General features: G+C 69.7%; 21 protein-coding genes. 8 read left to right on the top strand and 13 right to left on the bottom strand.

The window, feature by feature from the left end:
• Positions 1-6: 6 nt before the first annotated feature.
• Both QHF85_RS32970 and QHF85_RS32975 read left to right on the top strand, forming a co-directional pair.
• Positions 7-1,689, top strand: a complete 1,683-nt coding sequence (locus QHF85_RS32970) for a hypothetical protein (protein ID WP_281331362.1) — start codon at positions 7-9, stop codon at positions 1,687-1,689.
• Between the two features lie 25 nt (positions 1,690-1,714).
• Positions 1,715-3,412 (top strand): hypothetical protein, encoded by a 1,698-nt coding sequence (locus QHF85_RS32975; protein ID WP_281331363.1) that lies wholly within the window; start codon positions 1,715-1,717, stop codon positions 3,410-3,412.
• A gap of 4 nt (positions 3,413-3,416) precedes the next feature.
• On the opposite strand, the gene QHF85_RS32980 is transcribed toward QHF85_RS32975, so the two are convergent.
• Both QHF85_RS32980 and QHF85_RS32985 read right to left on the bottom strand, forming a co-directional pair.
• The gene (locus tag QHF85_RS32980; RefSeq protein ID WP_281331364.1) at positions 3,417-4,223 is read right to left on the bottom strand and encodes an SDR family oxidoreductase; all 807 of its coding nucleotides are present in this window, start codon (positions 4,221-4,223) and stop codon (positions 3,417-3,419) included.
• Positions 4,204-6,912, bottom strand: coding sequence for a M1 family aminopeptidase (locus tag QHF85_RS32985; protein WP_281331365.1), 2,709 nt, complete (start codon positions 6,910-6,912; stop codon positions 4,204-4,206). The genes QHF85_RS32980 and QHF85_RS32985 overlap by 20 nt, the downstream gene beginning before the upstream one ends.
• An 81-nt stretch (positions 6,913-6,993) precedes the next feature.
• Here QHF85_RS32985 and QHF85_RS32990 point away from each other — a divergent pair, with 81 nt between their 5' ends.
• The 3 genes from QHF85_RS32990 to QHF85_RS33000 all read left to right on the top strand — a co-directional run bounded on the left by QHF85_RS32990 (position 6,994) and on the right by QHF85_RS33000 (position 11,271).
• Complete coding sequence (locus QHF85_RS32990; RefSeq protein ID WP_281331366.1) at positions 6,994-9,318, top strand: ATP-dependent RecD-like DNA helicase; 2,325 nt, start codon at positions 6,994-6,996, stop codon at positions 9,316-9,318.
• A 193-nt stretch (positions 9,319-9,511) separates the two neighbouring features.
• Positions 9,512-10,645 carry a hypothetical protein gene (locus QHF85_RS32995; protein WP_281331367.1) on the top strand — a complete coding sequence of 378 codons (1,134 nt, stop codon included), beginning with the start codon at positions 9,512-9,514 and terminating at the stop codon, positions 10,643-10,645.
• Positions 10,646-10,827: 182 nt separating this feature from the next.
• Positions 10,828-11,271, top strand: a complete 444-nt coding sequence (locus QHF85_RS33000) for a response regulator (protein ID WP_281331368.1) — start codon at positions 10,828-10,830, stop codon at positions 11,269-11,271.
• Here QHF85_RS33000 and QHF85_RS33005 read toward each other — a convergent pair.
• The 11 genes from QHF85_RS33005 to QHF85_RS33055 all read right to left on the bottom strand — a co-directional run bounded on the left by QHF85_RS33005 (position 11,266) and on the right by QHF85_RS33055 (position 21,896).
• Complete coding sequence (locus tag QHF85_RS33005; protein ID WP_281331369.1) at positions 11,266-12,102, bottom strand: HAD family hydrolase; 837 nt, start codon at positions 12,100-12,102, stop codon at positions 11,266-11,268. The genes QHF85_RS33000 and QHF85_RS33005 overlap by 6 nt on opposite strands.
• Before the next feature lie 123 nt (positions 12,103-12,225).
• Positions 12,226-12,480 (bottom strand): 50S ribosomal protein L27, encoded by a 255-nt coding sequence (rpmA, locus tag QHF85_RS33010; protein WP_281331370.1) that lies wholly within the window; start codon positions 12,478-12,480, stop codon positions 12,226-12,228.
• 11 nt (positions 12,481-12,491) lie between these two features.
• The gene (rplU, locus tag QHF85_RS33015) at positions 12,492-12,800 is read right to left on the bottom strand and encodes a 50S ribosomal protein L21 (protein WP_136933507.1); all 309 of its coding nucleotides are present in this window, start codon (positions 12,798-12,800) and stop codon (positions 12,492-12,494) included.
• Positions 12,801-13,058: 258 nt separating this feature from the next.
• Positions 13,059-13,355 (bottom strand): His-Xaa-Ser repeat protein HxsA4, encoded by a 297-nt coding sequence (gene hxsA4, locus QHF85_RS33020; RefSeq protein ID WP_136933506.1) that lies wholly within the window; start codon positions 13,353-13,355, stop codon positions 13,059-13,061.
• Positions 13,356-13,406: 51 nt separating this feature from the next.
• Complete coding sequence (gene hxsB / locus QHF85_RS33025; RefSeq protein WP_281331371.1) at positions 13,407-14,921, bottom strand: His-Xaa-Ser system radical SAM maturase HxsB; 1,515 nt, start codon at positions 14,919-14,921, stop codon at positions 13,407-13,409.
• Positions 14,918-15,163, bottom strand: coding sequence for an HxsD-like protein (locus tag QHF85_RS33030; RefSeq protein ID WP_281331372.1), 246 nt, complete (start codon positions 15,161-15,163; stop codon positions 14,918-14,920). The genes hxsB and QHF85_RS33030 overlap by 4 nt, the downstream gene beginning before the upstream one ends.
• Complete coding sequence (gene hxsD / locus QHF85_RS33035; RefSeq protein ID WP_281331373.1) at positions 15,160-15,627, bottom strand: His-Xaa-Ser system protein HxsD; 468 nt, start codon at positions 15,625-15,627, stop codon at positions 15,160-15,162. Before hxsD ends, QHF85_RS33030 begins: the two co-directional genes overlap by 4 nt.
• 57 nt (positions 15,628-15,684) lie before the next feature.
• Positions 15,685-17,718: a MopE-related protein gene (locus QHF85_RS33040; RefSeq protein WP_281331374.1), complete on the bottom strand. Its 2,034-nt coding sequence runs from the start codon at positions 17,716-17,718 to the stop codon at positions 15,685-15,687.
• A 6-nt stretch (positions 17,719-17,724) separates the two neighbouring features.
• Positions 17,725-18,576: a radical SAM protein gene (locus QHF85_RS33045; protein ID WP_281331375.1), complete on the bottom strand. Its 852-nt coding sequence runs from the start codon at positions 18,574-18,576 to the stop codon at positions 17,725-17,727.
• 4 nt (positions 18,577-18,580) lie between these two features.
• Positions 18,581-19,126 (bottom strand): hypothetical protein, encoded by a 546-nt coding sequence (locus tag QHF85_RS33050; RefSeq protein WP_281331376.1) that lies wholly within the window; start codon positions 19,124-19,126, stop codon positions 18,581-18,583.
• A 136-nt stretch (positions 19,127-19,262) separates the two neighbouring features.
• On the bottom strand, positions 19,263-21,896 hold the full coding sequence (locus QHF85_RS33055; protein ID WP_281331377.1) for an AAA family ATPase: 2,634 nt from the start codon (positions 21,894-21,896) through the stop codon (positions 19,263-19,265).
• Positions 21,897-21,978: 82 nt separating this feature from the next.
• Here QHF85_RS33055 and grxC point away from each other — a divergent pair, with 82 nt between their 5' ends.
• From grxC to QHF85_RS33070, 3 genes are all read left to right on the top strand, one after another.
• Positions 21,979-22,269: a glutaredoxin 3 gene (grxC, locus tag QHF85_RS33060; protein ID WP_281331378.1), complete on the top strand. Its 291-nt coding sequence runs from the start codon at positions 21,979-21,981 to the stop codon at positions 22,267-22,269.
• A gap of 177 nt (positions 22,270-22,446) precedes the next feature.
• Positions 22,447-23,949 (top strand): serine/threonine-protein kinase, encoded by a 1,503-nt coding sequence (locus QHF85_RS33065; RefSeq protein ID WP_281331379.1) that lies wholly within the window; start codon positions 22,447-22,449, stop codon positions 23,947-23,949.
• Positions 23,946-25,310: a hypothetical protein gene (locus QHF85_RS33070; protein ID WP_281331380.1), complete on the top strand. Its 1,365-nt coding sequence runs from the start codon at positions 23,946-23,948 to the stop codon at positions 25,308-25,310. The genes QHF85_RS33065 and QHF85_RS33070 overlap by 4 nt, the downstream gene beginning before the upstream one ends.
• Positions 25,311-25,315 lie beyond the last annotated feature (5 nt).

Consider the following 25,315-nt stretch of genomic DNA (forward strand, 5'->3'; position numbering starts at 1 on the left):
GGATCGATGATGCGCAGGATCCACAGGGGTTTGGCTTGGTCTTTTCGGCACCTCGGCGCCGTCCTCGGTGCCGCGTCGATCATCGCCGTCGGGGCGGCCGCGTGCTCGCCGGAAGAGCGCGACTTCGGGGACACGACGAGCTCGAGCGGCTCTGGCGGCGCGGGCGGCTCCATGGGCTGCGCGGAGAACGAAGAGAGAGCCTGCTACACCGGACCTCCCGGCACCGAGGACATCGGCGCCTGCAAGAAGGGCGTCCAGATCTGTTTGCCGAACGGCACGGGCTTCGGCGAGTGCTCGGGGGACGTCGTTCCGCAAGCCGAGAACTGCCTCACGCCCGAGGACGAGGCGTGCAACGGCGACGATCCTGCCGAATGCCCGCCGCTCGATCACGGCTGGAGCAAGGGTTTTCCCACGCTCGACGAGATCTACATCCGGGGCATCGCGGTCGACCCGAAGACGCTCGACATCGTCATCACGGGTGAGCTCCGTGGCACGCTCGATCTCGGCGGCGGACCGCTCGCGAGCACGGGCAGCAACGACATCCTGCTCGCGAAGTTCAGCGCCGATGGCGCGCATCAGTGGAGCAAGCGCTTCGGCGACGCGTCCTCGCAAACGAGCGCCGGCGTGGCGATCGACGCCTCGGGGATGATCTACATCGCGGGCTCGGTCTCCGGCGCGATCGACCTCGGTCAAGGACCGCTCACGAGCGAGGGCGGCAACGACGCGCTCGTCGCGAAGTTCGACGCGAATGGCGGCCTCGTGTGGGCGAAGCTCTTCGGCGACGGGAGCTCGCAACGCGCAACGGCCATCGCGCTCACGCAGGCGGGGCAGGTCGTCATCGGCGGCGAGTTCCTGGGCACGATCAACCTCGGCGGCGGGACGCTCAACTCCACGATGGAGACGGACCTCTTCGTCGCCAGGCTCGACGGCTCGGGCTTCCACTCGATGTCGCGTCGCTTCGGCGGGGCGACGGGCACCGAGGAGATCGTCGGCCTCGCGGTCGACAGCAAGGACAACATCCTGCTCACGGGCAACTTCAACGGCACCCTCGATTTCCCGCAGGTCGCTCTGCTCACCTCGGCCGGCAGCGACGATGTGTTTCACGCCAAGATCAGCCAGAACGGGAGCCCCGTCTGGGCCAAGCGCTGGGGCGACGCCGCCGATCAGGAGGCCCTCGGGATCGCGGTCACGCCGGACGACGAGGTCGTGGTCTCGGGCCGACTCGCGGGCGTCATCGACTTCGACGACGGCACGAAGATCGAAGCCCCGGCGATGGCGACGAACGCGTACCTCGCGAAGCTCGCGCCGGACGGCGTGCTCGCCTGGAGCAAGATCCTCGGCGGCCCGAACTCCCTCTCGGACTGGGGCATGTCGGTCCGCGTCGCGAACGGTCGCATCGTGACCGCGGGCTGGTTCAGCGATCAGATCGACTTCGGCGGCAAACCGCTGATCGCCTCGAACCCGCAGGTGAGCCCCTTCGTCGCGCAGCTCGAGCTCGACGGAAATCACCGCAGCTCGCGCACCTACCCGACCGACATGGCGGCCGGCGTGCTCGCGCTCGGGGTGATGCCGACCGGAGATCCGATCGTCGCGGGCCTGAGCTACGGGTCGATCGATTTCGGCGGAGGCCCGCTCGCGCCGGACACCCCTCAGCAACCGCTCCTGTTCCTCGTGCGCCTCTTACCCTGAAGGAAATCCTTTTATGTTCGAAGCGATGAAACGCAGGATCCGGCGAAGCTCGGCTGGTTTGCTCTCCCTCGTCGGCGTCGCGTCGCTCGGCGTGATGGCGCTCGTGGCGTGCTCGCCGGAGGAGCGTGAGTTCGAGACGACGGCCGCGACCGGCACGGGCGGCGCCGCCGGCGCGGGCGGCAGCGGCGGCATGGTGTGCATGCCGAACGAGCAGAGGTCTTGTTACACCGGCCCGCCCGGCACCGAGGACATGGGCGCGTGCAAGGCGGGCATCGAGGTTTGTCTGCCGAGCGGCGCGGGCTTCGGCGAGTGCGGCGGAGAGGTCTTGCCGCAGATCGAGGACTGCCTGACGCCCGAGGACGAGGCCTGCAACGGCGTCGATCCGCTCGAATGCGTCTCGCTCGGAGACGGCTGGCTGAAGACGTTCGGCGAGCTTGCATCCCCGCAGCTCGTGTCCGCCATCGCGATCGCGCCCGACGGCAACATCGTCATCGCCGGCTCGTTCGGCGGGGTGATCGATCTCGGCGCCGGCCCCATGGCGAGCACGGGCAACTACGACATCCTCGTCGCGAAGCTGACGCCGCTCGGCGAGGTCGTGTGGGCCAAGCGCTTCGGCGACTCGAACGCGCAACAAGCGAACGCCGTGGCGATCGACGGCGCGGGCGCGATCTACGTCGGCGGCAGCGTGTTCGGCTCGGTGGACTTCGGCGATGGCGTGCAGACGAGCAAGGGCGCGGACGACGCGTTCGTCGCGAAGTTCGACGCGGGCGGCAACCCTTTGTGGAGCAAGCTCTTCGGCGACACGGCCTCGCAAGAGGTGCGTGCGCTCGCGGTGACCAAGACGAACCAGGTGGTCGTGGCGGGCAATTTCGCGGGCACCATCTCCCTCGGGGGTCCAGCGTTCACGTCCGCCGGTGGCGACGACATGTTCCTCGGGAAGCTCGACGAGACCGGCTTCCACGCGGCCTCGCGGCGCATGGGCGGACAGGGAGCCGACGATCTCCGCGCGATCGCCGTCGCCGGCATGGATCACGTGGTGGTCACGGGCCACTTCGCCAGCGGCCTCGACATCCCTGGCAACGTGCTCACGAGCAAGGGCGGGTTCGACGTCTTCGTCGCGGATTTCACGTCGGCCCTCAGCCCGACCTGGGCCCGCGGCTTCGGCGACGCGACCGCGCAGCAGGCGTTCGACGTGGCGATCGCGCCGAACGGCGACATCTACCTCGCAGGATTCTTCGAGGGCGTCGTCGACTTCTTCGGGCAACAACAGATCAAGACGGACGCTGCGGCTGCGCGCGCGCTCTTCGTCACGCGCCTCGCGAGCACCGGCGACAGCGTCGTCTGGGCGAAGTCCTTCGGTGACGCGACCGCGTATCTGACCCAGGGTCAGCTCGCCGTCGGCGCTTCCGATCAGCTCACCCTCACGGGCACCTTCCAGGGTGGAATGGATTTCGGCGGCGGCCTGCTCACGGCCATCGGCGCTGGAGACCTGTTCTTCGTGCAGCTCGGCGGCGACGGCGTGCACCTCGCGTCGCGTGTTCTGCAGAGCGGGGGTGGAGATGGAAGCGACGCTGCCAACACGATGCTCGCGCTCGCGCTCTTGCCGACGGGCGATCTGATCGTCGGCGGCCAGCACCGCGCGCCGTTCGTGATCAACAAGGCGCTCGTGGGCGCGGCCGACCCGAAGGACGGCAACGCGTTCCTCGGCCGCTTCTTGCCCTGATCGCCTACCGGCCCCCGCGCGCCTTCTTCCCCATCTTCGCCAGGAACGGCCGCACGAGCGCCTTCGGCAGCGCGTCCACCGTCATCGCCATCGCCCGCGGCACGACGCCCGGGATCACGCGCGCCTGACCGCGCTTGAGCCCCGCGACCGCCTCCTCCGCGCACGTCACCACGTCCACGTACATCGCCTTTGGCAGCTCCGGCCGCACGTCGCTCCCCGCGACCTCCTGGAACTCCGTCGGCACTGGGCCCGGACAAACCACCGTCACCGACACGCCCGTCCCCGCGAGCTCCGCGCGCAGGCCCTCGCTCAGGTGGTTCACGTACGCCTTGCTCGCCGCGTACGTGCTCATCGCGGGCGACGGCAGGATGCCCGCGACCGAGCCGACGTTCAGGATCGCCCCCGAGCCCCGCGCCACCATCGGCGGCACGAGCCGCGCGAGCAGCATCGTCGTGCTCACCACGTTGAGCTCGAGCATCCGCTCGATCTTCTCCCACTCGCGCTTCTCGAGCAGGCCGTAGTCGCCGAAGCCCGCGTTGTTCACGAGCACGTCGACGACCTCGCCCGCCTGCGCGAGGTCGTCGAGCATCGCGCCGAGCGCCTTCCTGTCGAGCAGATCGACCGCGCGCACGAGCACGCGCAGGCCCGGCCGCGCGGCCACGAGCTCCCGCGCGAGCTCGTCGAGCCTCTCGCGGCGGCGCGCCACGAGCACCAACGCCGCGACCTCGCGGCCGAGCACGCGCGCGATCTCCCGACCGATCCCGGCCGAGGCGCCGGTGACGAGCGCCGTTTTACCGCGAAGCTCGTTCATCCTTCTTCCTCTTCTTGCTCTTCTCGCCGGCGTCCTTGTCGGCCTCGGGTTTGTCCGCGTCGCGCCCGTGGTGGACGCCGTTCGGCTTCGTCTCGGGCTCCTTCGGCGCGAGCAGCGCTTCGAGCTTGCCGAGGCGCGCCTTCAGCTCGGCGTGCTCGCCCCGCAGCGACTCCAGGTCCTCGCGCAGCCGCTCGGCCTCGCGCTTGCCCGCGCCGCCGAGGTCCCGCAGCGCTTCGCGGATCCGGCGGCGCACGCGTCCGTCGAGCTCACGTTCGAGCTGGCGCGAGAGCGGCCCGCGCGACTTCGCGTCGCCGATGTCGAGCAGCGCCCGCACCACGTCCACCTTGAGGTACGGATCCGCCTGATCGAGCAGGTCCTCCAGCGCCTCGCGCACCTTGCGGTCCGTCGAGAGCTTCGGCAGCGCCATGATCGCGGCGCGCCGGCCGCGCGTGGGGATGCCGTAGCGCGTGCGCGTGAGCACGTGCGCCTGCGCGCGCTCGTCGCGCAAGGCCGCGAGCCCGTCGAGCGCGCCGGCGCGCACGATGTCGGCCCACGAGGGACGATCGAGCACCTCGATCAACGTGTCGAACGCCGCGCTCTGCCGGGTCGCGCCGAGGGCGCGCGCGGCCTCCGCCTCCACGAGGTAGCTCGCGTCCCGCAGCGCGAGGCTCTTCAGCGCCTCGGCAGCCTGCGCCTTGCGGAACTTGCCGAGCGCCGCCGCCACCGCGCGACGCACCTTCGCGTGCCCCGTCCGCGCGTGGGCGACGAGGTGCGTGAGCGCGTCGTCGCTGCGCACGTCGCCGAGCGCCGAGGCCGCCTCCGCTCGCACGCCCCAGAACTCCTCCTCCTTCGCGAGCGAGGCGCCGAGCGCGCGCGTCGTCGCCGGATCGTCGAGCTTGCCCATCAGGCTCGCCGCGAGCAGCCGGCCGCGCGCCGTCGGCGCCCCAGCGAGCTGCGCGCGCAGCATGTCGGCCGGGCACTCGACCCGCACGTCGCCCACGATCCGGAGCTCCGGATCCACGACGACGAACGCGGGCCGCTTCGGCACGCGGATCGTGAAGGTCGCGGTCGCCGACTCCACGCGCCGCACCTCGCGCCGCACCTCGCCGTCGATGGAGATGTCGAGCTCGAGGTCGATCGCGAAGACGTGCGTTCCGGCGTCGTCCTTGTCCTTCTCCTTGCTGTCTTTCGCGGCCTGCGTCTGCTTGACCGACACGGTCAGCGCCTCGCCGCCGTGATCGATCTTCACCTCGAGCTCCGGGTGCCCCGCGCGGAACACCCACTGCTCGAAGAAGCGCTCCAGGCTCCTGCCGCTCGCCTCTTCGAGCGCGCGCATGAGGTCGCGCGTCTCCACGATCCCGCGCGCGTGCCGCTCCAGGTACGTCTTGATGCCGCGCCAGAACGCCTCGTCGCCGAGCTCGAGCCGCAGCATGTGCAGGACGCACGCGCCCTTCTCGTAGAGGTGACGATCGAAGATGTCGATCGGCGCCTCGTAGTCCTGGCACACGATCGGACGCCGATAACGCCCGCCTGCCTCGCCGAGGTACGCGGCCACGTCGCCACGCACGCCGTGCTCGTACTCGTCGCGGCCGAGGTATCCCTCGCGATCGACGTGCTCCATGTACGTGGCGAACCCCTCGTTCAGCCACGCGTGCGACCAGTCGCGGCACGTCACGAGATCACCGAACCAGTGATGCGCGAGCTCGTGCGCGATGAGGTCATCGGCCGTCACGTCGATCGCGGCGCGCTCGTCGAGCAGGATGTGCTCGTACATCGTCGTCGCCGTCGTGTTCTCCATCCCGCCGAAGATGAAGTCGCTCACCACGATCTGCGAGTACGTCTTCCACGGGTACGCGACACCCGTGAGCTTGCCGAAGCGGCGCACCATGTCGGGCGTCCGCCGGAACGTGCGCTTGCCCTCGTCGGTTTTTCCTTTGGGCACAAAGTAATGCAGACGAACGCCGTCCGCCTCGTCGTCGATCCGCTCGAACTCGCCCGCGACGAGCGTGAACAGGTAGCTCGGGTGCGGGTCGTCCATCCGGTAGCGGTAGACGCCGCGCTGCTCCTCGTCCTCGTCGCTCTCGCGCGCGCCGTTCGACAGCGCGAACCAGCCCTCGGGCACCGTCACGCGCAGCGAGGTCGACTGCTTGTTGTGCGGCTTGTCGATGCACGGAAAGAAGTGCCGCGCGTCCTCGTCCTGGCACTGCGACCAGACCTGCGAGGGACGGTCATGCACGTGCTCGTCCGGCGCGAGGAAGTAGAGCCCGCGCTTCGGCGTCGCCGAGTACCGCACACGCACGGTCACGCGCGAGGCGGCCTCGGGGATCGACACGCGCAGCGTTTGCCCGTCGTACGCGTGCTCGACGACGGCGAACTTGCCCTCGTCGCCCGCGCGGAGCTCGACCGCTTCGATGTCGAAGCCCACGGCGTCGAGCGAGAGCTCCTTCGAGCGCGCGTCGATGCGCGAGACGTCGAGCGTCGCCTCGCCCGAGACCGATTTTTTCGGCACGTCGAGGCGAAGGTCGAGCGCGATGTGCGTGACCGAGAACGGCCGGGGCCGCTCGTAGACGCGCTGCACGCCCGCGAGCGTGAACGGACGCGCGGAGGCAGCAGCGGCGGACGAGTGGGCGTAGGACGAAAGCGTGGATCCGCACGCGCAGCGGTCGTGGAGGCGGTGCTCGAGGCTCATCGGGCGGCGAGTCTTACCCAACAAACTCGCCGAGCAAAGCCCCTCGCCCTGGGAAAACCGCGCTAGCCTCGCCCCGCGCCCATGAACCGCCGCGGACGCACGCCTCTGCTCGCCGGGGGGACGGGCCCCAAAGGCCCGCCGAGGGCCGCGTCACGCCCGCGACCCGGGCCCCAAGGCCCCGCGCAGCACACGCTCTTCGCGGCGCAAAAGGCCGCGCCCTCGAAGGACGGCACCATCACCCTCGAAGGCGAGGTCGTGCGTGTCACCTACGAGAACGAGCAGACGGGCTTCCGGGTCGTGAAGGTCGCGATCGACGGCCACGAAGCCCCTCTCCCCTGGGTCGGCCGCTTCCAGTCCGTCGCCCCCGGCGCGCGCGTCCGAGCGACCGGCCGCCACGAACGCGATGGTCGCCATGGTGACCAGCTCCGCGTCGAAACCCTGCTCGAGATCGCGCCCTCGACGTTGCAGGGCCTCGAAAAGTACCTCGCCTCGGGCATGGTCCAAGGCGTCGGGCCTGTCTTCGCCAAACGGATCGTCGAGACGCTCGGCGAAGATGCGCTGCGCGTGCTCGACGAGGAGCCCGAGCGGCTCGCGGAGGTGCCGGGGCTCGGATCGCGCCGCGCCGAGGCCGTGGCCAAGGCCTGGGCGTCGCAGCGCGTCATCCGCGACATCATGATCTTCCTCCAGCAGCACGGCGCCTCGGCCGCGCTGGCGACGCGCATCTACAAGCGCTTCGGCGCCTCCGCGATCGAGATCGTGAAGCGCTCGCCCTACCGGCTCGCGCTCGAGGTGTGGGGCGTCGGGTTCAAGACCGCCGACCAGCTCGCGCGCGCCGTCGGCGTCTCGCTGGAGGCACCCGAACGCGCGCAGGCCGGCGTGCTGCAAATGCTGAGCGACCTCGCGGGCAAGGGGCACGTCTACGCCGAGCGAGGCGCGCTCGTCTCGGCCGCCGCGCTCATGCTCGAACGCGAGGAGGAAGGCGTCGATCGCGCCGTCGACGCGCTCGCGTTGTCGGGCCGCGCGCGCGTCGAAACGCTCCCTTCAGGCGAGGTCGCTGTCTACGAATCAACGCTTTACGAAGCGGAAGCACGCCTCGCCGAGCGCCTGCTCACGCTCCTCCGCGCGACGGGCCGTCCCCTCGCGGGTCGACGCGGCGAATCGGCGGACGCCGTCGCGAAGGCCGCGATCGAGAGCTTCGAGGCCCGCACGCGCGTCGCCCTCGCACCCGCGCAACGCGACGCGATCGAGCAAGCCGCGCGGAGCAAGATCCTCGTGATCACGGGCGGCCCCGGCGTCGGAAAGACGACGATCGTCCGGGCGATCCTCTCGCTCTTCGACCTCGCGGGCCACACGGTGCGCCTCGCCGCGCCCACGGGTCGCGCCGCCAAGCGCATGAGCGAGGCGACGGGGCGCGAGGCCACGACGCTCCACCGCATGCTCGAGTTCGACCCCAAGGAGCGCGGCTTCCTCCGCAAGAAAGGCCGCGCGATCGAGGCCGACGTGATCATCGTGGACGAGGCCTCGATGATCGATCTGCCGCTCTGCGACGCGCTCACGCAGGCCCTCGGGGACGGGGCGCGGCTCGTGCTCGTCGGCGACGTCGATCAGCTCCCGTCCGTCGGCCCGGGCGCGGTCCTGCGCGACGTGATCGCCTCGGGCGTGATCCCCACGGTGCGCCTCTCGCAGATCTTCCGCCAGGCCGAGGGCAGCCTCATCGTCCAGAACGCGCACCGCATCCACGACGGCGAAAAACCCGAGGGCGCGACCGACAAGCGCGGCGAATTCTTTGTGTTCCAACGAAAGGATCCCGAGGAGGCCGCCGCCACGATCCACGAGCTCGTCACCGAGCGCATCCCGCGCGGCTTCGGTCTGCACCCCGTGCGCGACGTGCAGGTCCTCTCCCCGATGAACAAGGGCCCCGTCGGCACGATCACGCTGAACGAGACGCTCCAGCGGACGCTCAACCCCGACGGCCCTTCGGTCACCCGCGGCGGCAAGCTCTTCCGCCTCGGCGACAAGGTCATGCAGCTCAAGAACGACTACGACCGCGAGGTCTACAACGGCGACGTCGGCCTCGTCCGCGCGATCGACGCCGAGGCCGGCACGCTCACGGTCACGTTCGACGGTCGGGACGTCGCCTACGAAGAGAGCGACCTCGACGAGCTCGTGCTCGCGTACGCGACGAGCATCCACAAGAGCCAGGGCAGCGAGTATCCGGCCGTGGTGATCACGCTGCTCTCGCAGCATTTCGTGATGCTCTCGCGGAACCTGCTCTACACGGCCGTCACGCGCGGAAAGCGGCTCGTCGTGCTCGTCACGGACGGGCGAGCGCTCAGCCTCGCGCTCTCGGAGACGCGACGCGAAGAGCGGCAGACGGGCCTCGGCTACCGCCTCCGCCGCGGATGACTCGTCGGGCATCGACGTGAGCGAAACGCCTGGGATCCGCGGGCGGCCGTTGCTCTGATGGGGGCATCCTGCTAGCCTGCCCGCCCCTCGTAACCAACGACATTTTCTTTCCCGTTCGGCGCGCCCAAGAGCGCCGTCGAGCGGCGGCCGCGGGCGCAAATCGCGCCCCGCGCGTTTCTCGGGTGGAGCGACCATGGCGCAGAACGGACAGCAGGGTGGAGTGGCGGCGGGACTTCAGATCACGGGCGGCGCGGCCATCATGGCGCCCGTCAGCGCATTCCCCAACGGAGTGCCTGGCAACGCTCTCATCGTGATCCCGCTCTCGAAGGTCGACGACGAGACCAAGGCCATGCTCGACCAGGGCCCGTCGTTGGTGACGCCCGAGCAGATGTGGAAGCTGCTCGGCTTCAACGGCCCCGCGGTGCAGGTGCAGGACGATCAGGGTCGCCCGATCGCGATCGGCCTCGAAGACCTGCTCGCCGGCCTGGAGAAGCACTGGCAGGAGCAGCCCGACGACCTCAACCGCGCGCGCATCTACGCGCAGGAGCTCCTCAAGTACAACCGCCTGCAGCGCGCCGAGCAGGTCCTCTCGAAGGTCGTGGCGAAGGGCGGCACGGGCGACGACTGGCTCGCGCTCGGCATCGCGCAGCTCCAGCAGGACAAGCTCGACAAGGCCGAGGGCACGCTGAAGGGCGCGCAGAACCTCCTGAAGGACAACCCCTACCCCTCGCTGCACCTCGCCAAGGTCTACCAGCAGAAGAAGGAGACCGACAAAGAGCGCGAGTTCGTCGACAAGGCGATCGGCATCAGCATCGGCTGCATCGACGCGTGGGCCTACCTCTACCAGCACCTGAAGCAGCACCAGGACGAGGACAAGGCGATCGCCGAGATCGAGAAGATGGCCGCCGACAAGAAGAGCGCCGCGCCGTACATCGCGCTCCAGGGCTTCTTCGCGAACGACGATGCGACCCGTGATCGCGCCGTCGCGTACGCGAAGAAGGGCGTCGAGATCGCGCCCGACGATCCGCTCGCGCTCCTCTGCCTCTCGGCGCTCTACGGCCAGAAGGGCGACCTCGAGGCCGTGATCCGGCTCCTGCAGCCGCACGAGGCGAAGATGAGCCGCGACGTGCGCATCGCGAACAACTACTTCGAGGCCCTCTTCCAGTCGCGCCAGATCGAGAAGGTCACGAAGCTCTTGAACGCCCTCGCGGGTTCGCCCAACAAGGAAGTCAAGCAGTTCGCCATCGAGCGCTCGCGCCTCGTCGCGCAGTTCCTGCAGCAGCAGCAGCAGCAGCTCGCCGCCGCGGGCCAGCCCCAGCGCAAGTAACAGCGCGACGCCCCCTCCCCGCGCTCGGGGCTCCTCGCGACACGCGTCGAGCCCCCGGGCAAACCCCCTCCAAAACATCCCATCAGCAGTCGCGAACGGAGCGCGATCCGTCCGCCCGGCATTTTCGTGCCTTTGGTCTTTCACATTTGGAAGCAGGCAGAAACCCGGGTAATCTCCGGATCATGCGCACGTGGCGACCGCGTCCCCCCGTCGTGCTCGTGGTCGATGACGACCCCGACATCTTGAGGCTCCTGGGGATGTGCCTGGAAGCCGAGGGGTGTGAAGTGCGCGAGACGATGTCCCCGTCCGCCGCGCTCGAACGGCTCGACCGCGTGGACGTGGTGGTCGTCGATCAACGCATGCCCGAGATGAGCGGCACCGACCTCATCGAGGCTGCGCGCGAGCGCGGCTACGACTGTCGCTTCCTCGTGATCTCGGGCAAACGCGGCGCGCGCGCCGAGGCCGCGCAGGCCGGCGCCGAAGGGTTCCTCGCCAAACCCATCGGCATGCGCGAGCTCATCGGCGAGGTCGAACGGCTCTTCTATCGCGGCTTCGCGCCCCCTTCTCACGTGGGCGTCTCGAGCGCGCCTATCTCCGGCGTGCCCTCGTCGAAGAGCTCGTCATAACGTCCCCCAGGCTCGCTCGATCGCCTCGGCGACGCCCGCGTCTTCCGCGCTCCACGCGGAGAGCTGCTCGCTCGCGTGTTCCTTCACGAACGACGGCGCGCTGCCCATCGCGAACGATCGACCCGCGACCTGGAACATCGGCACGTCGTTGAGCCAGTCGCCCACCACGACGGCCTCGTCCACCGTGCATCCGTGATAGTCCGCGAGCCACGCGATCGCCGTGCCCTTCGTGGGCCCGGCCGCGCGCACCACCATCGCGTGCGTGTCGGCCCCGCGCGTCACCGCGAACCGAATGACGAACGCCGCGCCGCCGAGCTCACCTTCGAGCTCCTCCGCGGCCGCGTGCACGCTCTCCTTCGAACCGATCGCCACGACCGCGAGCAGCCCTCGCTCGTGCTCCCAGTACGGGTGCGACGTCACGCGCTCGACGACCGTCACCTTGGGCGACCACGTGCGCACGTAGCTGCTCCACGGCGCGCCCGCGGCGTCGTGCACGATGCTGTCATGCGCGAACACGAAGCTCGCAGTGCTATGCCGCTCGAGCACGCGCCGGAGCTGCGCAGCGCGGTCGCCCGCGAGCGAGGCGTGGTAGTGCTCGCGATCGTCGCGCGGGTCGACGATGTGGCTGCCGTCCACGCACGCGATCGGCCCCTGGATTCGCGCGGCCACGGCGGCCTCGCGCGAGCCCGAGTAGAGCCGCCCCGTGCAGATCGTCACGGCCACGCCGCCGCTCTGCAGGCGCTCGATCGCCCAGCGATCGCGCTCGTGAAGCGATCCATCGTGACGGAGCAGGGTGCCGTCGAGATCGAGGGCCAGAAGCTTGTACGTCATCGCCGCGGTTCGTCCTCGCCGCTCGGCATGCGCGACTTGTTGGACCTCAAATGGACGACGGGCGATCGACGGGGTTTTTCCCGTCGCATCGCCCGACTCGTCTCGATCACGAACGCCGCAGGCTCAGGCCGGATAGACCGAGACCTGCTTCTTCGTGTTCGACTTCCACTCGTACTTCACGACGCCCGGAACGAGGGCGAAAAGCGTGAAGTCCTTGCCGGTGCCGACGTTCTTGCCGGCGTGGATCGACGAACCCACCTGCCGAACAAGGATGCTGCCCGCCGGGACCTCGGTCCCCGCGTACACCTTCACGCCGCGCTTTTGCGCGCTCGAATCGCGCCCGTTCCGAGACGAGCCGCCGCCTTTTTTATGAGCCATGCCGGTTTCTCCTAGGCGCTGATGCCGGTGATCTTGAGCTCGGTGTACGGCTGCCGGTGCCCCGTCTTGCGGCGGTAGTTCTTCCGGCGCCGGAACTTGAAGATCACGACCTTCTTGCCGCGATCCTGCGCGTTGATCTGCGCCTCGACCTTTGCACCCGCAACGAGCGGCTGGCCGATCTTGGTGGCCTCGCCGCCGACGAGCAGGACTTCGTTGAACGTAACCTTGTCGCCGGCGTTGCCGCTCAGCTTCTCGACGCGCAGCACCTGGCCTTCGCTGACCCTGTACTGCTTGCCGCCCGTCTTGATGACCGCGTACATGTTCGTGCCCTCGAGCCCTACGACAGTTGCTTCACCGACGTACTCCGCCGGGAAACAAGGGAGCGGAAGTATACGGACGCGCGTCCGTTCCGCAAGCTGATCAAATGCGCCTCCGTCCCTTTGGATCCAGCGCCTCCACGAAAGGCTCGGTCCAGGCCGGCTGAAAACGCGTGTGGACGGGGGATGGGGCGGACGAACGGGGCCGTTTCGCCCGCCAGGCGAGGAGGTTCCGAGGCTGTGGGCGCGCCGGGAGACGCTCTACCAGCTGCCGTGGCTGCCGTGGCTGCCGTGGCTGCCGTGGCTGCCGTGGCTGCCGTGCGAGCCGTGCGAGCCGTGCGAGCCGTGCGAGCCGTGGCTGCCGTGGCTGCCGTGCGAGCCGTGCGAGCCATGCGAGCAATGCTGCGCCGGGATCACGCCGCCCGCGTCGTCGCCGATCACGCCGGCGCGATCCGCCTCTTCGCTCGCCTTCGCGCCGACCTCACTCTCCGTCTTGGAGAGCATGCCGCCCGGCTTGCGGGAGAAGCTCGGTAGCCCACCTGTTCCGTTGTTCGCCATCGTGGCCTCCCTGGTCCCAAGTCCCGTTGCGCCCGCGTCGATCGTTTGCCCTCAAGATGCCGACGACGCGTGGATGAAATGCGTTCGCGCCCGGACCGTGGTCCAGCGCCGGAGGATCTCGACCGTCTTCGGGTCGTTCTCGCGCAGTTTGTCGAAGAGAAAATCCTGGATGCCCTTGTGGACGGCGCACAAGGTGCTCTCCCGCATTCTACCGAAGATCGTGCCCTGCGTCCGGTAGCTGTGCTCGGGCTGCACCCCACAGTAGGGCGTGTACGTGCAGTTCACGCAGTCGGGCTGCGCCTCGCGGATCGACGCAAGCACGAGCGCGCGCACCGTCTCGTGCTTCATGAGCGAGCGATACGTCGAGGTGAACACGTCGCCGATCTGGAACGCGGGATCGCCGGTCTCGTACATCATCCGGCCCTCGTCGCTGGAGAAGATCTTCCCGTCGTAGTTGTAGGCGAGGGCGCCGATGCCCGAGCCGCTCGGCGAGCGGATGTCGAGGAAGTTCGGGTCGTCGTCGCCGAGGATCTTCGTGAGGAAGATCGATCCGTACCGCTCGAGGACCTGCTCGCCGCGACGGTTCAAGTCGAGGATGTGCTCGACCGCCGTGCGGTAGAAGTCGCTATACGCGGCGCGGTCGTACTCGACGATCTGCGCGGTCCTGCCCGCGAAGCCGAAGGGATCGACGGGGCGGAGGAAGATCGCGCGGCAGCCGAGGCCGACGTACGTGTCGACGATCTCCTTCGGGTACTTGAGCGCCTCGCGCGTCGTCGTGAGCAGCGCCTCGACGTGGTAGAGCGTCGGGTCGAGGCCGATGTCGATGTAGGCCTTGTTGATGCGCTCGATCCACTTCACCGCCTCGCGGTGCGCGTTGCCGCCGGCGAGGATGCGCTGCTTCGTGTGCAGGTGCTCCGGGCCGTCGATGCTCGTGCAGACCTGGACCTTGCGATCGACGAGGAAGGCGAGCTTCTCCGCGTCCATCAGCGCCAGGTTCGAGACCATCGTGAACTCGAGCTCCTTGCCGTAGGCGCGGTTGCGCGCGAGCGCGTACTCGATGACGTGCTTCATCACCGGGAAGTTCGCGAGCGGCTCGCCGCCCTGGAACTCCAGCGTCACCGAGGGCGAGGTCGACTGGAGCATCAGGTCCACGACCTTCTCGCCGATCTCCGGCGTCATGTCGGTGTGGACCGCGTCCATGTTCGCGCGGCTCGCGTGGCAGTAGACGCACGTCTCGTTGCAGCGGAGCGTGACGACCGCGATGTGAAGGTTCGGCCCCCAGTTGAGGAACCGCTTCTTGTACGCGATGCGCTCGGCCGCCTTCGCCTGATCGAGGCCCTCGCGGAGGAAGTTTTTCGCAGCGAGCTTCTCGTGGAGCGGCGAAGCGGCGTCGAGCTCGCCGCGCGCGAGCGAGCGAAACTCGTCCTTCGTGACGAAGAGCCAGTCGCCGAGAAAGTTGGTGAGCAAAATATCTCCGCTCACCTCGCGGAACCGGAACGGGACGAGGCCCGTCGGCGCCTTCGCCGCGGGGCCGAGCTCGGTGAAGAGCGTCGAGAGGCCGGTCACGCCGCACCTCCGGCCGCGCGCGCTTTCTCGATCGTGAGGCCGAGCGCGTAGTTCGCGAGCTCCGCCGAGAGCACGCGCTCGTCGATGCCTTCGCTCGTGGCCTCGGGCTTCGCCGTCACCTTCACGACGTATGCGCCGCCGTCGCGCGAGAGCTCCGCCGTCGCGTACGCCGCATACGTCTTAACGGCCTCGTCGATCGCGAAACCGTCGTAGAGCTCTTCATGAAACCTGAGCTCGATCACGACGCCTTCTCGCCCCCCGACGCGCCGTCGGACCCGCCGCCGGCCTCGGCCTTGCCCTTCTTTTTGTACTTCTCTTCCCAGCTCATCGCGATGCCGAGCGGATCCTCGAAGGCCGTCTCCTCGCCGATGTCCATCGCGAGCAGCTCGTCGAGCCCGGGCGGGCCTGCCGCGCCGCCGAGCGCGCGCGCCGTGATCGTCTCGACGAGCTTCTTGTTCTCCTCGACGATCCGGAGGCGCCACGCCTGGCCGAGCAGCTCGTTCTGAAACTCGCCCGCGTAGGCCTGCGTGTCAGCGCCCGCCTTCTTCGCCTTGAGCGTCACCTGGATGCGCCGATCTCCCGCACGATCGAGGTGCACCCAGCAGCGGTCGATGAAGACGTACGCGGCTCCGTAGATCGCATCCTTGGGGTACAGGCCCTCGTCGAACTCGATCCGAACCGAGCCCTCTCCCAAGTGAAACGACATGTCGCTCATTCGCCCTTCGCTCCCGATGACGTACCGTGAGGTGCGTCCCGCCGCGCCTCACGGGTTCGTGGCGGTCACGGTATACTGATCGCACGTCGGCGGCGTGCCGTTCTTGCGATACACGCGAACCTTGACAGACACGATCTTCGGGTTGTTGTCCGACCAGGGGCCGGTGGGATTGCCGGTCATGTTGTACTGATAATTCTGTTCCCAGACCGTGGCCCCGGACCCCGTGCCGCCGTCGTTGCAGGTCGCGACGTTGTTGCAGTCGTGCAGCACGTCCATTCCGTACTGACCACCGGCGTCGTTCACGAGCTGGACCCTCGGCATGTACGGCACGCCGAGCGCGCCCGGCGCGATGAAGTTGAACGTGAGCCAGTCGCTCGCGTTCGCCGTCTCGACCTTGCCGATCATGTTCACCGTGCCGCCCTTCGTCACGCTGACCGCGCCCGCGCTCACGCACTGGTTCGCGTACTGATCCGTCGCGCACTCGCAGCCGTTGCCCGGCGCGCCGTCGATGTTCGCGTAGCCGACGTTGCACTGCACGATCTGGCACTGGCCGGCGGTGCACGCCCAGCCCGAGACGAACTGCGCGCTCGGGTTCTGCGCGGTGCACGCCGGGTTCGGCGGCATCTCGTCCATCTGCCCGTTGCAGTTGTTGTCCTTGCTGTCGCAGATCTCGGGCTGCGAGCCGGGCGTGACCTGCGGGTTGCACGTCGAGCTGCCGCCCACGCAGACCGTGGTGCCCGTCGAGCAAACGCCTGGGAACGCCGTGCTGCAGGGCAAACCGTTCACGAGGGCCGGATCGTCGATCGTGCCGTTGCAATCGTCGTCCTTGCCGTTGCACGTCTCCTGGACCGTGCCGGGCAGAGGCGCGTTGCAGAGGAGCTGCGGCGCGCCCGCGGGGCACTCGAAGATGCCGAACTGGCAGACGCCGAGCTGACCGGGCTTCGTGCACGGCATGCCGACCTGCGGGATGGCGTCGTCGACCATGCCGTCGCAGTCGTCGTCGAGGTTGTTGCACGCCTCGGAGAGCTGGCCGGGGACGACGTTCGGCATGCACGTCACGCCGTTCGCGCCGTCGCACTTGGTCAAACCCGTGCTGCACAGGCCCATGAAGCCCGTCATGCACTGCATGCCGCCGCCGGGGTTGCCCTCGTCGGTGTTGCCGTCGCAGTTGTTGTCGAGGCCGTCGCAGGTCTCGGGCTGCACGGGCGCGGGCGAACACTTCACCGCGCCGTTGATGCAGTTCAACGTGCCCTTCTTGCACTCGCCGAGGCCCGGCGCGACGCACGCGCCGCCGCCGCCCGGGTTGCCCTCGTCGATCGTGCCGTCGCAGCTGTCGTCGAGGCCGTTGCAGAGCTCGGGGGCCGGCGTGGTGTCACCCAGACATGGGCCCCACTTGCCGTCCGCATCGCAGAGTTGCGTGCCGGGCTTGCAGAGGCCCACGTTCTCCGTGCCCATCGGGCCCGTGAAGCAGCCCTTCGTCTCGCCCGTGGTACAGTCACACCCTTCGTCGAGCTCGGCGTCGCAATCGTCGTTGAAGCCGTTGCAAGCCTCAGCCGCGGCCGGGACGACCTCATTTTCGCACGGGCCCCACTTGCCGGTCGCGTCGCAGGTCCTCTCGCCTTCCTTGCACACGCCGACGCCCTTCGTGCCGTCGGGGCCCGTGTAACAGGCCTCCTTCACGCCGGTGACGCAGTCGCAGCCCTCGTCGGCGGTGCCGTCGCAGTTGTTGTCGACGCCGTCGCAGACCTCGGTCTGCGGCACGCACATCTGGCCGCCCGCGCCGCCCGCGCCGCCCATCCCGCCGGTGCCGCCCGCGCCGCCCATCCCGCCGGTGCCGCCGACGCCGCCCATCCCGCCGACGCCGCCCACGCCTCCGTCGCCGCCCGTGCCGCCCTCGCCGCCCCTTCCACCGGAGCCGCTCGTGCTCGAGCTCGTCGGGTTGTTGCCGCCCGACGTCACGCTCCCGCCCTCGGCGCACGACGACGCGGCGGCCCCGCCGATCACCGTCAGAAGCGCCGCGATCGCGACCCGTCGCACCTGCTTGCCCCGCTGCTCGTCACTGGCTTTGACGTTGCTCGCCATTGTCACTCACCGCTCCCAAGCAATGCTCTGGTTGACGATCGGTGGTTTCGCTCGGACGAGCCGAGACGTCTCCACGAAGTTCTTGTCCGAGGTCAGGGCCTCGTCGCCGGGCGAGGTCCTCGACGAACCCAGCACCACGGGCTCCGCGATCTCCACGTCGCCGAGGCCCGCGAAGAGATCGCGCACCTCCGCGTGGCTCGCCTTCTCGCCCGCGAGCCAGCCCATCCCGAGCCGCGACGCCTCCGCGAGCGCGCGCGTGAGCTGCGGCCTCACGAGCTCCCCCGGCGCGAGGATCCGATCCGCCGCGCGCGCCGCGCGGCCAAACCGTGACGCCCTCGCGAAGTGCGCCGCGCGGGCCCCGAGCGCGCGCGAGAGCTGCACGATCTCCACGAGGTGACGGTAGTTCGACCGCGTGATCACCGTGGTCGTGGCGACCTCGATCCCTTCGGCGCGCGCGTGCCGCACGCCGATCGCGGTCTGCTTGAAGCTGCCCGGCGTCTGCGTGTGGTAGTCGTGCATCGCCTCGGTCGCGCCGTGCAGCGAGACGTCGAGCGAGAGCTTGCTCGAGGCCTCGCGCAAGGCGCGCGCGTACGCGCGATACGCGAGCCTTCGACCGTTCGTCTGGACGACGATGCGGCGCGCGCCGCGCGCGTCGAGGGCGCGAACCAAAGCGGGCAGGTCCTCCGCGAGCGTCGGCTCGCCGCCCTGCACGAACACGACATCCCCCGGCTCGACGCGCAGGCGCGTCGCGAGGTCCATCCCCTCGGCCTCGCGTTCGCGCGAGGCACGCGGCTCCCCTTGCGCGCAGAAGACGCACGCATTGTTGCAGGTCGAGCCGAGGGAAAGGACCGCCGCCATGGGTTCAGCCTGGTCCCTCGGCCGGAACGAGCAGCGCGTCGCCGTGGTTCTGGATGCGCTCGGCGTGCGTGAGCAGGCCGGACAACCGCACCTCGCGCTCGTTTTTCGCGACGATCTGCGCGAGCGTCATGGCCGCGAGCCCCTGCTCCTCCTGCGTGGGCGCCCAGCCATTGCCGCCGTTCACGACGAAGATCGCGTGCCGCTCCGTCTCCGCGGGCGGCCGCTGCGCGAGCGCCGTGTGATCGCGCGCGAGCAGCTCGAGATCGAACGTGTGCCCATCGTCGGCGCGAACTTTGACGCTCACACACCCATGCACGACGGGATCGATCTGGACGATCGTCCAGCGCGCGAGGCGTGATCCCGCGGCAAGCGGATGCAGCAGCTTGGCGACGTTCTCGCGCGTCGGCGCGTCGAGCGGCTTGTCGCTTTGCGCCGCGTTTTTTGCCGCGGACGGGATCTCCGGGCGCGCGGAGGCGATCACCGGTGCGGCGAGCACACCGCCCCCCATCACTCCCACGAACAACCGCCGCGATACGTTCCTGCCAGGCATGCCGGAGCCTCCTCCGCTCGCAGGATCTCCGGTCGTCACGGCGGCGTCAACGTTTGCGCGGAGTCCCGATCCGCCGGGTCTCGAACGATCGTGGACGGCCTCTCGGCAACGCGACGCGTCAGGCGACGCGCCGCGATCAGGCCTTGGTGAAGGTGAACGAGCCGTCGGCCGCGCGGACGTGCACGATCTGCCCGGGGCCGTAGCCGCCCGCGAGGATCGCCTCGGCGAGCGGGTTTTGCAGCTCCTTCAGGATGGCGCGCTTGAGCGGACGGGCGCCGAGCGAGGGCTCGTAACCGATGTCGACGAGCAGGTCCTTCGCGGCGTCGTCGAGCTGCACCTTGATCTCTCGGTCCGCGAGGAGCCGCTCGAGGCGCCGGAGCTGGATGTCCACCACGCCGCGCAGGTCCTGCTTGGACAGGGCCTTGAACACGACGATGTCGTCGATGCGGTTCAAGAACTCCGGTCGGAAGAAGGCCTTGAGCTCCTCGAAGAGCACGTCGCGGATCGCGTCGCGCCCATCCTCGGTGCCGAAGAGCTTCGCGTCCGTCTCCAGGATCCGCTTCGAACCGATGTTCGAGGTCATGATCACGACCGTGTTGGAGAAGTCCGCAGTCCTGCCGCGGCCGTCGGTCAGGCGGCCGTCGTCGAGGATCTGGAGGAGCAGGTTGAAGACGTCCGCGTGCGCCTTCTCGACCTCGTCGAAAAGCAGGACGCTGTAGGGCCTGCGCCGCGCGGCCTCGGTCAAGAAGCCGCCTTGCTCGCTGTCGGCGTAGCCAGGCGGCGCGCCGATGAGGCGCTGCGCCATGTGCCGCTCCATGAACTCGCTCATGTCGAGCCGCGTGAGCGCCTGCTCGTCGTCGAACAAGAACTCGGCGAGGGCCTTGGCGAGCTCGGTCTTGCCGACGCCGCTCGGCCCGAGGAAGAGGAACGAGCCGATGGGCTTGCCCGGATCACGAAGGCCCACGCGGCCGCGGCGCACGGCGCGGGCGATCGCGCGCACGGCCTCGTCCTGGCCGACCACGCGGCGCGCGAGGCGCTCCTCCATCTTGAGCAGCTTCTCCGACTCGCCTTCGAGCATCTTCGCGACCGGGATGCCCGTCCAATCGGCGAGCGTGCCGGCCACGTCGTTCTCCGTGACCATGTTCGAGCCGGGCTCGGCGCCCTCGCGCTTCGCGGCCCCCTCGGCCGTCTCCAGACGACGACGGATCTCGGGCAACGTCACGTGCTCGAGCTCGCCGAGCCGCGCGTAGTTTTTCTCGCGTTGCGCGGTCGCGAGCGCCTCGTTCGCGGCCGCGAGCTCCTTGCGGATCGACTGCACCGCCGCGACGACGCCGCGCCGCGCTGCGATCGCCGTGCGCATCTCCGTCGCGCGCGGCTCGACCTCGGCGAGCTCCTTCTCCAGCCGCTGCCGCGCCTGCACGCTCAGCCGATCCTCATCGTCCGCGAGCGCCGCGATCTGCGCCTTGAGCGCGTCGACGCGACGGCTCAGCGCGTCGACCTCGGCGGGCACACCGTCCACCTCGACCCGCTTGCGCGCGCTCGTCTCGTCGAGGAGATCGACCGCTGTATCCGGCAGCGCGCGGTCCGAGAGGTAACGCTTGGCGAGGCTCACGGCCGAGAGGATCGCGCTTTCGCCGATGCGCACGCGGTGGTGCGCCTCGTACTTCGTGGCGACGCCGCGCAGGATCTCGGTCGCCTGCTCGATCGACGGCGGATCCATGTTCACCACGGCGAAGCGCCGCAGGACCGAAGCATCCCGCTCGTTCAGCTTGCGGATGCCCTCGGGCGTGGTCGTCGCGAGGATGCGGATCTCGCTCCGCGCGAGCAGCGGCTTCAAGAGATCGCCGACGCCCGAGCCCTGCACGCCCTGGCCGAACAGCGCGTCGATGTCCTCGACGACGAGGATGGTCTCGGCGTCCTGGACGCTGCGGAGCTTGTCGACGAGGGCCTTGAGGCGCTGCTCGATCTCGCCGCGGAGCTTCGCGCCCGCGACGAGCGCGCCCGTGTCGAGCTCGTAGAGACGCGCGCCGGCGAGGTTACTCGGCACGTCGCCGCGCGCGATGCGATCGCCGAGCCCGCGGATCAGCGCAGACTTGCCGACGCCCGGCTCGCCCACGACGAGCGGATGGTTCTTGAAGCGTCGCTCCAGGATCTGCAGCAGCCGCCGCGCCTCGCCGTCGCGGCCGATCACCGGATCGAAGAGGCCCTTGCGCGCGTCGGCCACGAGATCCCGCGTGTAGCCATTCGCCTCGGTGCTCCCCGCCGCGCTCGTGACGCTCACGGCCGCCGCTTCCCGCGGGGCCTGTGCCTTCGCTTCGCCCTCCGCGAGCGCGCCGAGATGCGGGCGGAACGCGCCTGGGCCGATGCCGAACGACGAGAGGATCTCCCCCGCCGGCCCGCGGATCTCTTGCGCCAGCGCGTGCAGCAGGTGCTCGATGCCGACGTTCGGGGACTTGTCGCGCGTCGCTTCGCGCTCGGCCCGCCCGAGCAGATCGAGCAGCCGGGCGTCCACGTACGAGACGCCGCCCGTCGATTTCGGCTGCCGCTTGAGGGCCGCCTCTGCGAGGTTCATCGTCTCGTTCGGATCGGCGCCGGCGCGGCGGAAGACCTCGAGGACGCCGCGGTCCCGTTCGAGCAAACGCGCGAGCAGGTGCAGCGGCGAGACCTCGGCGTGCTTCCGGTCGTCGGCGAGCGCTTGTGCGCCCGCGACGATCTGCCTCGCGTCGTTCGTGAAGCGTTCGAGGTGGATTGTGCCCTCGGTGTCGGCCATGGCACGGGAGGGTAGCGCAGGCGCGTCCTTCCATGGAGAGCCCTTGCGTCCGAAGTCGCGCTGCACGACATCGAAACCCACCATGCCGGCCGACGTCGCCATCTACACGACCCCCTGGTGCCCCTACTGCCATCGCGCGAAAGCCTTGCTTTCCCGAAAGAACGTGCGTTTCGAGGAGATCGACGTCGACACGCGGCCGGACCTCCGCAGCTGGCTCTCGCAGGCCACGGGCCAGCGCACCGTGCCGCAGGTGTTCATCAACAATCGCCCCGTGGGCGGATTCACGGACGTCTCGGCGCTCGAACAGAGGGGAGAGCTCGACACGCTGCTCGGCGAGGCCCCCCCGCCGGACCTGCCGCCGCTGCCGCGTTGATCGACGATGGGGGCTCCGCTCGGACGAGCCGAGCTCTGCCCCCATACCCCCGCGCGGTTTCGTCGAGATCGTGCACGCCCCGGGGGAGCGGTGATAAGCTCGGTCCGATCGGCCGAAGGTTTCTCTCGTTCGCTCGTCCATGGGGGGACGAGGTCGACCTGGCCTCGATGATCCCGCATGCCCGCTGCCGACGCTCCGCTGCCCGAAGCCCCGACGAGCGACGGCTCGCTCGTCGGCCGTGACGTGGGCAAGTACAAGGTCCTCCGCCTCATCGCGCGGGGCGGCATGGGCGCGGTGTACGAGGCGCTGAACACGAGCATCGGCAAGCGCGTCGCGATGAAGTTCGTCGACCCCGAGCTCGCGCGGAGCGCCGACGCCGTGGCGCGTTTCCAGCGCGAGGCCGCGGCCGCGAGCGCGGTCGAGAGCGCGCACATCGTCACGATCTTCGACTCGGGCGTCACCGACGACGGACAGCCCTTCATCGTGATGGAGCTGCTCCGCGGCGAGGACCTCGGCCACCGGATCAAGCGCCTCGGACGCCTCGATCTCGAAGCCGCGCTCGGCGTCGTCGCGCAGCTGCTCCGCGGCCTCTGCCGCGCCCACGAGGCGGGCATCGTTCATCGCGATCTCAAGCCCGACAACGTCTTTCTCGCCGAGCGCGACGACGAGACCGACTTCGTCAAGATCCTCGACTTCGGCATCTCCAAGGTGCGCCGCACGGGCGGCGTTCCCGAGAAGACGATCACGCGACAAGGCACGGTGCTCGGCACGCCGTTCTACATGTCGCCCGAGCAATCGCAGGCGCTGCCCGACGTCGACGAGCGCACCGACCTCTGGTCCGTCGGCGCGATCCTCTACGAGTGCCTCTCGGGCAGGCCGCCGCATGAAGGGCAGTCGTACGAGCAGGTCATCGTGAACATCTGCACGAAGGCCGCGCCCGACGTGCGCACGTGGAACCCCGAGGTACCCGAAGCCGTGGCGCGCTTCCTCGCGAAGGCGCTGAAGCGCAACCGCGACAAACGTTTCGCGAACGCGCGCGAGATGCTCGAAGCGATCGGCGCCGCGTCCGGCGGCCTGCTCTCGGCGCGTTCGCTCCGCGTCGGCGGCGACACGGGCTCGCGTTCGTCGCCGGACCTCGCGCGAAACACGCCACGCGCGGCGCGGACGAACGAGGCCTCGACGCGTCCCGCCGAGGAGGTCGGCACGGGCGGACCGTCCCGCGTAGGCTGGTCGACGAGCAGCGGCGCGAGCGGTGGGAAGGAGCGATCCCGCGCGCTCTGGCTGGGTCTCGGCGCAGGCGCCGCGGCGCTCGTGATCGGCGCGGGCGTCGTCTACAGCCGCAGCACGCCGACGTCGGTCACGTCCGCGTCGCCCGTCCTCACCACGAACACGACCAGCGAGGCGGCGCCCGCGCCCCCGCAAGCGACGCCGTCGGTCGAGACCCCGAAGGCGGACGAGACAAACCCCGCCGGCGCGTCGACGCCCGGGTCCGTCGCGACGAACGCGCCCACGAGCGAGCCGACGCAGACGCCGCGAACGGCGCCGACCTCGACGAAGAAGACCACGAAGACGGCGAACGGAAAGCCGCCGGAGACCACGCCTCCCCAGGCGAACGGAAAGCCGACGGCGACGACGAAGGTCCCGGGCGTCGCACCGCAGCTCAGGCTGAAGGTGGAATGAGCTCGCTCCTCGGTCGATCCAAACCCCGCGCGGCCCTCGCGCTCACGATCGCGCTCGCCACGATCGCGCCTCCCGCCCGCGCGGCCGGCGAGCCCGCGGCCGAGACCACGCCGCTCTCCGACGCATACAAGCAGCACATGGCGAACGGCGTGAAGCTCTACGGCGACGGCAACTTCGCCGCCGCGATCGTGGAGTTCCAGGCCGCGTACGCCGAGCGGCCGCGCGCGAGCCCGCTCGTGAACCTCGCGCTCGCCCACAAGAGCCTCTTCCAGTACCCGCAGGCGATCGCCGCCCTCGAGCTCGCGCTCCGCAAGCACGCGGACACGATGGAGCCCGAGGACAAGGCCGCCGCCGAGAGCGCGATCGCCGAGATGCGCGCGCTCATCGGGTACGTGAAGGTCGAGCTCTCACCGCCGCACGCCGTGCTCCTCGTCGACGACGAGCCGCAGGCCCCCGGCACCGCGGACAAACCCATTCCGCTCGGCCCCGGCCGGCACCGCATCGGCGCGCGCGCCGAGGGCTACGAGGACGCCGAGGAGATCGTCACGATCACGAGCAAGGAGCAGGACAAGGTCGTCAAGCTCGCGCTCGTGCCGAACAAGGGGTGGGTCGTCGTGAAGACGGGCGACCCGGAGATGGCCATCGCGATCGATCAGGTGCCGCTCGCCCTCGGGCAGTGGGCCGGGCTCGTCGAGCCGGGGACGCACCTCGTGCAGATGTATCGGCAAGGCGGCCCCGAGTACGCGTTCCAGGTGCTCGTCGTGGCCGGCAAAGCGCAGGAGGTTCGTCCCGACGTCGGCGGCGTGCCCATCGCCGTGCCGCGCTCGCTGCCGACCGCGCCTCCGCCTCCGACCAAGATCGCGAAGCCGCCCGAGCCGCCCCTCCGCGGCGCGTACGCGAACGCGACGGGCGGCGTCTTCCTGATGCTCGGCGAGGAGGGCGCGGGCGGCATGGTCGGCGCGCGGCTCGGCTACCGGATCTCCACGCCGATCGGGCTCGAGTTCCTCTTCGACTACGCGAACAACCCCATCGCCACGAAGAGCGGCGACAGCACGGTCCGGCTGAACTCGGCGCGCTTCGGCGGCGGGGTGCGGCTCATGAGTCCCGGACGCAAGGCGCGGTTCGTCGCCACGATCGGCGGCGGCCTCGCGTACAACTGGCTCGGCAGCGGCGAGAGCCCCGGCGGCGTCGCCTTCATCAACCTCGACACGGGCTTCGAGCTCGACTGGAGCGGCGTCCTGGTCGGCCTCGCCGCGCAGCAGACGCTCCTGCTCGGCGGGACCGACACCGCCGACGTCGAGCTGGCCGATCCGCGCGTCACCGTGGGCATCGGCGCGCGCGTCGGCTTCGGCGGCTGGTGACGGTG

This window comes from Polyangium sp. 6x1 (assembly GCF_029946515.1).
Taxonomy (GTDB): domain Bacteria; phylum Myxococcota_A; class Polyangia; order Polyangiales; family Polyangiaceae; genus Polyangium.

Excerpts from the sequence above, each read along its gene's own strand:
- hxsA4 (WP_136933506.1), bottom strand. The coding sequence starts at position 13,355 with ATGGCGAACAACGGAACAGGTGGGCTACCGAGCTTCTCCCGCAAGCCG.
- QHF85_RS33070 (WP_281331380.1), top strand. The coding sequence starts at position 23,946 with ATGAGCTCGCTCCTCGGTCGATCCAAACCCCGCGCGGCCCTCGCGCTC.
- QHF85_RS32975 (WP_281331363.1), top strand. The coding sequence starts at position 1,715 with ATGAAACGCAGGATCCGGCGAAGCTCGGCTGGTTTGCTCTCCCTCGTC.
- QHF85_RS33045 (WP_281331375.1), bottom strand. The coding sequence starts at position 18,576 with ATGGCGGCGGTCCTTTCCCTCGGCTCGACCTGCAACAATGCGTGCGTC.
- QHF85_RS32980 (WP_281331364.1), bottom strand. The coding sequence starts at position 4,223 with ATGAACGAGCTTCGCGGTAAAACGGCGCTCGTCACCGGCGCCTCGGCC.
- grxC (WP_281331378.1), top strand. The coding sequence starts at position 21,979 with ATGCCGGCCGACGTCGCCATCTACACGACCCCCTGGTGCCCCTACTGC.
- rplU (WP_136933507.1), bottom strand. The coding sequence starts at position 12,800 with ATGTACGCGGTCATCAAGACGGGCGGCAAGCAGTACAGGGTCAGCGAA.
- QHF85_RS32995 (WP_281331367.1), top strand. The coding sequence starts at position 9,512 with ATGGCGCAGAACGGACAGCAGGGTGGAGTGGCGGCGGGACTTCAGATC.
- QHF85_RS32970 (WP_281331362.1), top strand. The coding sequence starts at position 7 with ATGATGCGCAGGATCCACAGGGGTTTGGCTTGGTCTTTTCGGCACCTC.
- QHF85_RS33040 (WP_281331374.1), bottom strand. The coding sequence starts at position 17,718 with ATGGCGAGCAACGTCAAAGCCAGTGACGAGCAGCGGGGCAAGCAGGTG.
- QHF85_RS33055 (WP_281331377.1), bottom strand. The coding sequence starts at position 21,896 with ATGGCCGACACCGAGGGCACAATCCACCTCGAACGCTTCACGAACGAC.
- hxsD (WP_281331373.1), bottom strand. The coding sequence starts at position 15,627 with ATGTCGTTTCACTTGGGAGAGGGCTCGGTTCGGATCGAGTTCGACGAG.
- QHF85_RS33050 (WP_281331376.1), bottom strand. The coding sequence starts at position 19,126 with ATGCCTGGCAGGAACGTATCGCGGCGGTTGTTCGTGGGAGTGATGGGG.
- QHF85_RS33005 (WP_281331369.1), bottom strand. The coding sequence starts at position 12,102 with ATGACGTACAAGCTTCTGGCCCTCGATCTCGACGGCACCCTGCTCCGT.
- QHF85_RS32985 (WP_281331365.1), bottom strand. The coding sequence starts at position 6,912 with ATGAGCCTCGAGCACCGCCTCCACGACCGCTGCGCGTGCGGATCCACG.
- QHF85_RS32990 (WP_281331366.1), top strand. The coding sequence starts at position 6,994 with ATGAACCGCCGCGGACGCACGCCTCTGCTCGCCGGGGGGACGGGCCCC.
- QHF85_RS33000 (WP_281331368.1), top strand. The coding sequence starts at position 10,828 with ATGCGCACGTGGCGACCGCGTCCCCCCGTCGTGCTCGTGGTCGATGAC.
- rpmA (WP_281331370.1), bottom strand. The coding sequence starts at position 12,480 with ATGGCTCATAAAAAAGGCGGCGGCTCGTCTCGGAACGGGCGCGATTCG.
- QHF85_RS33065 (WP_281331379.1), top strand. The coding sequence starts at position 22,447 with ATGCCCGCTGCCGACGCTCCGCTGCCCGAAGCCCCGACGAGCGACGGC.